4 protein-coding genes are annotated in these 2,934 nt (G+C 62.0%); all 4 read left to right on the forward strand.

From position 1 onward, the window contains the following. A partial coding sequence (locus tag AB4Z11_RS28255) for a methyltransferase domain-containing protein (protein WP_442029147.1) occupies window positions 1-730 on the forward strand: 730 nt, incomplete at its 5' end. A 179-nt stretch (window positions 731-909) separates the two neighbouring features. Next, window positions 910-1,104: a hypothetical protein gene (locus AB4Z11_RS28260; protein WP_442029148.1), complete on the forward strand. Its 195-nt coding sequence runs from the start codon at window positions 910-912 to the stop codon at window positions 1,102-1,104. Window positions 1,105-1,123: 19 nt separating this feature from the next. Further along, window positions 1,124-2,497: a DUF2799 domain-containing protein gene (locus tag AB4Z11_RS28265; protein ID WP_442029149.1), complete on the forward strand. Its 1,374-nt coding sequence runs from the start codon at window positions 1,124-1,126 to the stop codon at window positions 2,495-2,497. 95 nt (window positions 2,498-2,592) lie between these two features. After that, the coding region (locus tag AB4Z11_RS28270) for a GTP-binding protein (RefSeq protein ID WP_442029150.1) at window positions 2,593-2,934 on the forward strand (342 nt) is incomplete at its 3' end.

The raw sequence follows: 2,934 nt of genomic DNA on the forward strand, positions 1-2,934 counted from the left end.
GTCCTGCTTTGCCGCGCGCAAGGCGGACAAAGTCTATTGCGTGGAGTTTAATCCCGACATGGTCCGCGAGGCGACCCGCTTCCTCGCCATGAATGAGGGTGGCGAAAAGGTCGAAGTGATCCACGCCGACGCTTTCGAATACCTGCCGCCGGAGCCGGTGGACGTGGTGATCTGCGAGATGATCCACGTTGCCATGCTGCGCGAAAAGCAGGTCGAAGTGATCGAGAATTTCAAGCAGCGCTATCTGCGCCAGTTTGGCGGTCCGCTGCCGGTGTTCCTGCCCGAAGCCGTCCTGATGGCGGTGCAGCCGGTGCAGCAGGAGTATGATTTCGAAGGTTTTTACGCGCCCATCGTGCAATTCCAGCAGCCAGGCGTGCTGCATCCCGGCACGCTGGAACTGGGCCAGCCGGCCGTCTATTCCCTGATCGATTTCACCCAGCCAAACGAGCTGACGTATCGCTGGGAAGGCAAATTCGCCATCGAACGTGACGGCACGCTGAACGCGCTGCGTTTTGTCACCAAGAACATACTGGCCGTGGTGCAGGAGCGGTCCTCGACCATCGACTGGCTCAACCATTACATGACCTTGCCATTGGCCGAACCGTTGGCGGTGCGAGCCGGCGACGTGGTCCAGGTCAGCTTTGCCTACCGCGCAGGCGGCTCCATCCAGTCCCTGCAAGCAGCCATGCGCGCCGAACTGGCACCGGTCGCCACCGCCGTGTTCGCCTGAACAACAGCCCCGCCCGTGTACCATTTGGGGTCAGGCGCCAAATGAGACACGGGCTGAGCCGCGCTTCGGCCCTGATTTTTCGCCATTCATCGCCCCATTTTGCAGTTGGTCGCACGGCGATTGTCCGCCCCGGACGTCCGCTTTAAAGTCTGGACAACAATAAACCGGGGGACTTCATCATGCTGGGCTTTCTGTTGTGGTTATTGCTTCTGTTCATCTGCTGGCCGCTCGCCTTGCTGGCCCTGGTCCTGTATCCTCTGGTCTGGCTGATGCTGCTGCCATTCCGCCTGCTCGGCATTGGCGTGGAAGCCGTGTTCGAACTGCTGCGTGCCATCGTAATGCTGCCGGCCCGCGTTCTGGGCGGCGGCCGATAACAACCATAAAAACCAAATCTTGCGACTCGTCCCACTCTTCCTTTTCCTCACCCTGACCCTGGCCGGCTGCCAGTCCACCATGCAACGTATCGCCGACTGCAAAGCCGGCGACTGGCGCGCAATCGGGCAAAAGGACGGCGCCGCCGGCGAAAAATCCGAGTTCTCCGATCGCAAAGACTTCTGCGAAAGCTACGACAAGCGAGGCGGCGCTGACGCAGCCACCAGCTATGCCGCCGGTTGGGCGTCCGGCAATGCCGAGTTCTGGTCCAGCYGCGGACAGGTGGACGGACACGCGGCCATACCGCTGACGGCCGGCTGGGAACGCCGGACTGCCAGCGAAGAAGTCCGCAAAAAGAGCACGCCCTTGTCCCAGCCCGCCTACGAGGCCGGCTGGTTGCAAGGCAATACCGATTACTGGCAGGATCTGGGCCGCAAAGAGGGCACCGCTGGCCAGCCGCTGACCGCGCGCGAGCAGGCGAGGGTGCGTGCCACTGAACTGAATATCCGCTACGACGACATCGCTTACGGCAATGGCTGGCAAGCAGGCAACCGCACCTTCTGGGAAGACGTCGGATATTCCGACGCCCGCAGCGGCATCCCGGATGCGGAATTCAAAACCCGCGCCGCCAAAGCCAGGGCGGCTGGCGTTCAAGTCCAGGAAGAAGCCTACCGCAAGGCGTGGAACGCAGAACTGATCAATTACTGGCGCAACCTCGGCACCCAGGACGCCACCAGCGGCAAGGAATTCGGCATCCGCAAGCGCGAAGCCAATCAGCGCGGCCTCAAGGTGCTGGAGCGCGATTACCTGGACGCCTGGGAAGCCCGCCTGGCCCAATACTGGCGCCAGACCGGCGATCAGGATGGCTTCGGCCATCCCTACATGCTGGAGCAGCGCGTGGCGAATGCCGGCCGTGATGGGGTATTCGTGATCCACAACTCGCGTGCCCTGTACCGGGAAGCCTGGGATGCCGCCAACGCACGATACTGCACCCCGGCCAATGCCTTCGAATGGGGCCGCACCAGCCAGCCGATGGCCGTCGAAGTCTGTGCACCGCCGCAGCAGGATTTCCTGCGCCGCGCCTACCTGAACGGCGGCGCCTATCTGCAAGCGTCCCTGCGCTACGACCGGGCCAGTGACCGCGCGGAAGACTTCCAGCGCAAGGCGCGCGATGCCCGCAAGCGCATGGATCGGGCCGAACGCGATATCCGCGCCGAACGTGAGCGCAAAGACCGCGCTCCAAGTGAGGATAATTTGCGCCGTCTGGAAGGTGAGCGCCGTGACGCCGAGGGCGATATGCGCCGCGCCGAACATGAGCGCGATGAGGCACGCCGCAGTGCCGACCGCCACCGCTACGATATGGACATGCTGAAACGGGACGCCTTACTGCACTGACCAGCCCTTGAATTCTTGCAGGCTCACCCAACCTTGTAGCTCCATTACTGCTAGAATCAATGATGCCTTCATGGCATCGGTCAAGGAGAATTGTGATGAGCCGCAAGACACCTATCGAGCGTTACCGCAATATCGGCATCAGCGCCCATATCGACGCGGGTAAAACCACGACCACGGAACGCATCCTCTTTTACACTGGCGTCAACCACAAGTTGGGTGAGGTGCACAACGGTGCTGCCACCATGGACTGGATGGAGCAGGAACAGGAACGCGGCATCACGATCACCTCGGCCGCGACCACGGCCTTCTGGAAGGGCATGGGCGGTAACTTCCCCGAGCACCGCATCAACATCATCGACACCCCCGGCCACGTGGACTTCACCATCGAAGTCGAACGCTCTATGCGCGTGCTGGATGGCGCGGTGATGGTGTACGAC

Origin of the sequence: Pseudoduganella sp. RAF53_2, from assembly GCF_052113985.1 — a bacterium.
Classification (GTDB): Bacteria; Pseudomonadota; Gammaproteobacteria; order Burkholderiales; family Burkholderiaceae_D; genus Rugamonas.